General features: G+C 60.0%; 4 protein-coding genes. 2 read left to right on the top strand and 2 right to left on the bottom strand.

Annotated elements, in window-relative coordinates:
• Both ACIREA_RS23930 and ACIREA_RS23925 read left to right on the top strand, forming a co-directional pair.
• Positions 1-1,260 (top strand): DUF3604 domain-containing protein (locus ACIREA_RS23930; protein ID WP_397384857.1); only part of this gene is annotated, 1,260 nt, incomplete at its 5' end.
• A gap of 156 nt (positions 1,261-1,416) precedes the next feature.
• Entirely contained in the window at positions 1,417-2,208 is a 792-nt protein-coding gene (locus tag ACIREA_RS23925) for a hypothetical protein (protein ID WP_397384856.1), read from the top strand.
• 42 nt (positions 2,209-2,250) lie between these two features.
• Here ACIREA_RS23925 and ACIREA_RS23920 read toward each other — a convergent pair whose 3' ends face one another.
• Together ACIREA_RS23920 and ACIREA_RS23915 are read right to left on the bottom strand one after the other, a co-directional pair.
• Complete coding sequence (locus ACIREA_RS23920; RefSeq protein WP_397384855.1) at positions 2,251-5,337, bottom strand: hypothetical protein; 3,087 nt, start codon at positions 5,335-5,337, stop codon at positions 2,251-2,253.
• A 235-nt stretch (positions 5,338-5,572) separates the two neighbouring features.
• Positions 5,573-6,383: MBL fold metallo-hydrolase (locus ACIREA_RS23915; protein ID WP_397384854.1), on the bottom strand; the 811-nt coding region annotated here is incomplete at its 5' end.

The following is a 6,383-nucleotide window of genomic DNA, read 5'->3' as shown; positions in this document are numbered from 1 at the left end:
AGGAACCCGGGTGGCAAAGGTGGCAATGCCGCGCTGGACGCAACCAAGGACCCTTTTGACAACGATGTCTATTTCAGTCGCCTGAGCAGCGCGGGTCCGGTGAAGGCCGCAGCGCTCAAGCCCATCGCGGAAGCCCCGCAGGACAATCCTGCGCCGAGCAAGCGCACGCAGGCCGAGCGCTCTGAGCTCAGCGCCATCCGTAGCTTCCGCTTCACCATTGGCGGCACGGAGCGGCAGATCCTGCGCGGTGAATTCCACCGGCATACTGAGATCAGCGGAGACGGTGCGAATGACGGCCCGCTGGAAGACATGTGGCGCTACGCCATTGATGCCGCGTCCATGGACTGGATCGGCAATGGTGACCACGACAACGGCAACGGCCGCGAGTACACCTGGTGGCTGACGCAGAAGACGACGGACGCCTTTTTTCTGCCGAAGGCCTTCACGCCCATGTTCAGCTATGAGCGCAGCGTGGTGTATCCCGAAGGGCACCGCAATGTGGTCTTCGCCCAGCGCGGCGTGCGCACTCTGCCCCGCCTGCCCCTGAGCGATGTGCGCGTGCATGAGCCCGCGCCAGACACGAACATGCTCTACAAGTACCTCAAGAAATTCAACGGAGTATGCGCCAGCCACACCAGCGTGGGCAGTATGGGCACCGACTGGCGCAACTGGGGCGGCGAATTTGAACCGATGGTTGAGATCTACCAGGGCGCACGCCAGAACTACGAGTACCCCGGCTGCCCGCGCTGCCCCACGGAGAACGACGCCATCGGTGGCTGGGAGCCCGGCGGATGGGTGTCTGACGCCTTCGCCAAAGGCTACAAGTTCAGCTTCCAGAGCAGCAGCGACCACGGCAGCACGCACATCAGCTACGCCATGATTTTGGCCGAGGACTACAGCCGCGAGGGCATCCTCAAAGCCATGAAGCAACGCCACACTTATGGAGCCACGGACAACATCATCGCCGACAGCCGCTGCAAGGCTGCTGATGGCAAAGAGCGCATGATGGGAGACGAGTTCGCCGTGAAGGGCGCACCCTCGATCAGCCTGAAGCTCATTGGCACGATGCCGTTTGAAAAAGTGACGCTGATCAAAGACAACGTGGAGATCCCCATGAACGCGCCGAAGGAAAAGGAGATCAACCTCACCTGGACGGATCCGAGGCCGGAGAAGGGCAAGACGAGCTACTATTATTTCCGTGGTGAACAGACGAATGGGGAACTGGTGTGGGTGTCGCCGATGTGGATCACGCTGGAGTGACGAATGCAGAATGACGAATGCGCAAAGATGTCCTATTCGTCCGTTGTGTCCCATAGGTCCCATCTCTGTCGTTCACCCCGGTGGCTAAGGCGTGCTCTGCCTCTGGCATTCGTCGTTGGTCATTTCGCTTTCGGTCACCCCGCTGACCAAAGTGAGATGCGCGTGCGGCCGAAGCCGCATCAGCTGGAGATCCGGCTGACGTTTAACATCCTCACGCTCACGCGCTTCACTGGCATCGACACGGATGGCGACATGAAGATCAGCATGGCGGAACTGACCGCTGCGCAGCCGCGCATTGGTACTTACCTGAACCAGCACATCCATGTGGAGATCAACCGGCAGAAAGCCATGCTGGGCTCAGGCGTACGCTTTGAGCCGCTCTGGCCGGAAGCTGCACAGACGCCGCCGATGACCGAGATCGAATACGCGGCGCGCAATGTGGATGTGACCTTAGTGCAAACCATCGAGGGCAAGGTGCTGGAGGACTTCTGGCTGGGCTTCGAAATCTTCGAGCAGACCGGGCCGATGCAAACGATCCACGGCGTCTTCGAGCAGGACGGGCAGATCGAAGACGTGACCTTCAGCGTGCAGGAGCCGGAGTATCTCTACGACACGGGCTTTGCAGACGATCCCTTTGTACAGGAGGCTGAAAAGAAGCAGAAGGCCGGCGAAAACATTCCTGCACTACCCCCAGCGACATTCGCCGCCGCATCGTCCTATGGGGCGCCCGCGGCTACCGTCGCGCCTGGAACCGCAGGTAACCCTGAGGTTAAGCTCGCCAATCCCACCGAATCCCAAGATACAACCACGCCGCCCAGTTCAGAACGCTGGTGGATGGTGCGCGCCGTGGTGATCATGATCATGCTTGTCGTGGGGCGCAAAATGCAGCTCAGCGCACGCGCCAAGCGCGTCAGCACTCGACGCCGCCCGCGACCCCGGTCCAAGTAGGCAACCAGGTGACTCTAATTTCTGCGATGTTGGTCGATACGATCAACCGCTCGTGTCCATGGCCACTGCGGAAGCCGACTGGACTTCGCCGCGGAGTTCTGCGATCTGCCCTTTGAGGGTGGAGATTTTTTCCAAGAGATTTGTTTCGTCGATCGCGGCGCGCTTGATACGCTCCTCCCATTGAGATGTTCCTTCCTGTGCGCCACTGTTTTGCCCATCCTGAACCGACGGAAGCGAGGGGCGGATGCGGGCACGGAGTTCGAGGGAGCGTGAATTTTGGCGCAGGAAATTGAGACGACTTTCTTCTCGCTGAAGCTCTTCGCGCAGGCGGCTGAGGCGGCTGTTTGGCCGGACTTCGCTGAGCAGCGCGCTGCCCGTTTTCGTCTCTGAGGACGACGTGGAAGTGGATGAGCTCACCGTCCTGGCTGATGCGGAGCCTTCGCCGGAGGTCTGACGTGATGACTCCATTTTGCCGGTCTGGAGGCGCTCCATGATCTGACGCAGAGCGCCGAGAGCCATTTGGATTTCATCCTTCGCGCTGCGAGATTCCGATGAATCTGCCTCGGCCTGCTGCAGCCGGTTCAGGCAGAGATCCATCCGCTCTTTCCAGTCCAGCAAGGTGGTGATCTGCGTTTCCCAGCCGCTGAGCTGCTGTCGCAGCTCTTTGATCTGAACATTGAGTGCGGCACTTTCCTGATCGTGCAGCTCGCGGGCGTCCTTCGACAAGGAACGGAATTCATCATACATCACCCGCTCCTGCTGTGCGGAGGCGGTCAGTGTGGCGATTTCCTGGCGGAGTTCTTTTTCCTGCGCAGTCATCTGATCCAGACGCTGGCGGGTCTCGGTCTCCTGATGATTGACGGCGTCACAGCTTGCGGTGGCGGTGGCAAGCTGCTGGGTGATGTCTTTGAGAGCGGCATCGAGCTGGGTGCGACGCTGGGAAGCCTCTTCCACCTGGCGTCCCAAAATTCCCAAATGCTGCTCTGCGGCAGCCACATTGGCCTGCCGGGATGTGAGAGCCTCCATAGTGACCTTGAGGTCATGCGCCAGCAGGAGTTCCTGCGATGCGGCATCGAGTGCGCTGCGTGTTTCCACGAGCTTTTGCTCCTTGCCAGCCAGGGTGGCACCTGTGGTGGTGAGGTTCTGCTCCGTGGTCTGCATTGCCGACTGGAGTTCTGACAGCTTGGCCGTGGCTGCGGTGATGGCGGCCTGCTGCTCTGCCAGTTCCTTGCGCGCTGCCGCGACAGTTCCGAGAGTGGTTTCGTGCTCCTGCTGGGCCTGGCGGGCACCTGCAGTGGCGGCTTCCCGTTCTTGTTCGCGGCGCGCGATCTGGGCATCGACTTCGCGCAGGATCATCTCCTGGTTTTGCTGCCGCATGAGCAGATTTTCCACTTCATGACTCAAGGCCATGCGGCGCTCTTCGGCCTGCTGGCAGTCATGCATCACCTGCTGGAGCCGCACGGACGTGGTGTCGATCTCGGCATGGCGGGATTCCAAACGGATGCCTGCCTCTTCATGCTGCTGGCTGAGACGCTGCAGAACGATCTCGGTGCCGATGCGCTCCTGGCGCATGGCTTCAAGCTTGCCGGACTGCTCCTGAGTCTGGGCCTCCAACTGGTGGGACTGCTGTTCCAGAACGTGAATGTGATCGCCAAGGATGGCTTCCCGCTCCTGACGTTCCTGCAGGGTCTGATTGAGAGAGGACAGGCGTTTTTCGGCGGCAAGGCAGTCATCCTGAGTGTTTTTCAGACGCTCTTCGGTGGTGGCAAGTTCAGCGCGGCAGGCTTGCAAAGCATCTGCGGTGGACTGGCGAGTATTGACCAGGACGACGATCTCTTCTCCGAGGGCGTGATGCCTCTCTCCCAGCGTTGCCAGGAAAGTTTCGGTGTTGGCGATCTGGTCCTGCACCTGCTGGCGTTTGACGCCAAGATCCGCGATCTCCTGAGTGAGCTGCTGAATCTGCTGCACGGATGCCGCCTCATGCGTCTCGAGCTGGGCCACGGCCCGGCCCAGATCGGCCAGTTGTGTGGTGGCTTCCGTGCACTCATTCAAGGTGATGCCCAACTTCTCTTCCAAGCGGGCGAGTTCGCCGCGGCGGGACAGCAGAGCCTGCGCGATGGTCTGCTCACATGCGCGCAGTTCATCCATTTCAGCCTGACTTTTCGCCCGCTGCTGACGGAGCATGATCAAGGTCTGCTCGTGCTGAACGGCTTCGGATTTCAGCTCGCCCAGAGCGGCTGCGGCAGCCACTCGCTGGCCCGCCAGTTCTCTGACCTCGTTCTGCAGATCTGCGTGGCGCTGATTGGTCTCCTGCACGGCCTGCCGAGATTCCTGAAGCCGCGCCCGTTCATCGGCGATGGCACTGCGCGTGATGTTGAGGGAGGACTCGCTTTCACGGCACTGGGCGGTGAGCTGGGTAAAATTCTGCTCCAGTGCCTGATATCGCGACGTCAGATCCACGACATGACCGGTGGCCCGGCTGCCGGCTTCTTCCAAATAATTGAGACGGTCTTGTTTGAGCTTGAGGTTGGCCTCCGTTTGCTGGGCGCTCACCTCCATCCGTGCAATGTTAATCGTGAGCTCCTGCTGGCGCGTCTCATGGCGCACGACCAAGCCGCGCGCCTCGACAATGCGCTCCTGCTGGCGGGTCACTTCATCAATGGCTTTCTGCAGGAGGTCGGAGAGTTCGGAGCTCCGCTCTTCGAGCAATGCTGACTCTGCTTTCAGTCCAGCAAGCTGCCTGGATGCTGCAGCCACCTGCGCCTCCACCGACTGCTTGTGGCTTTCCCATTCGCTCAGCTGCTGCTGAGTTTGTTGGAGCCGGCCCTGATCTTGCAGATAACGGGCGTTGATCTCCTGAAGCCGGCTCTGCAGCAGTTCCCGGTGCCCGTTTAGTTTGACCAGTTGCTCGTTCTGGCTGGCCTCAAGACTGAGGAGACGGTTCACTTCTGAAGTCTTCTGCTCATGCAGCCGTGACATCTGCCGCACTTCATGCGTCAGCGAGCGGTGCTCCTCCTGCACGGATTGCAATTCAGAGTGCCAGCGTTCACAGGTGGCCTGGGCATCAGCGGCGGCGGCATTGAGTTCCACCAATCTCCCGACTGGCATGCCTGACAGCCTGGGTGCCATGGCTTCCCGACTTCCGTCTTTTTCAAAAGCGATGTTGCTCATAAGTGACTTCGTTGCAGCAGTTTCTCAACTTACATCAATATTACGTACTGGTTAAGCAGTTTTTTGAAATTTTTCATACTGAAGGTTACAGTTTGTAAAAAAACGCCTCTTTTTCGGCAATCGTACCGGACCTGACAGCACCCAAGCAGGCTGAAAAAAAGCATCAACATGCGCTGATCGCTGCCAGTCTCCTTTAGCGTCCCTTCTCGCAGTACAAGCGCACGCCATCGGCACACATCGAGGTGACGTTGGCGTCTTCGCCTTTGCGCCAGAGTTCCTCACTCACGCCTGCCTGAATGGCGATCGCGTGCTCGGCGAGCGCGTAGTTGCGGCGGTTTTCCTCCACGCTGACGCCCGCCTGGAAATCGGCGGCGACGCGCTCGTAAACTTCGGCAACGCGCTGGCGATAGGTGCTCAGGTGCCATTCGACATCGCTCACTGCGCCAAAGTGCGTGAGATAGAGCGTCTTGAAATTTGCAGCCAAGAGGCGATCCAAGGATTGCGCATAGGCGACAGGATCAAACTGCGGCGGCGCTGCGGTGACGGAGAGATAGCGGCTATCTTCCAGACGCATGCCGGCCACGTCGCCCGCGAAGCAGATGTCCCCGATGATGAAGGCGTAGTGGTGCCTCGCATGACCCGGGGTATCCCAGGCGATGATCTCGATCTCGCCAAGACGCACGCTTTCCTTGTCCTGCAAGGCGACCACGCGGTCCGCAGGCGCGGGCAGCATGTCGCCCCAGAGCGAGTCCATGAGATGGCCATAGACCATGCGGGCGCTTTCGATGAGCTTGGAAGGATCGATCAAATGCCGTGTGGCGTTTGGGTGGCAGTACACCGTGGCTCCCTGCTGCGCGAACCACCCGGCAGCACCAGCGTGATCGAGGTGAATGTGGGTGACAAGGACCTTCTTGATGGCGGATTCATCGACACCGACGGCACGGATCGCGGCGCGCAGTGTTTCCAGTGTGGAACCGGGGCCGGTTTCGATCAGCGCATATTCG

This window comes from Prosthecobacter sp. (assembly GCF_044373815.1).
Lineage (GTDB): Bacteria > Verrucomicrobiota > Verrucomicrobiia > Verrucomicrobiales > Verrucomicrobiaceae > Prosthecobacter.
This window is presented reverse-complemented; position numbering and strand designations above follow the sequence as displayed.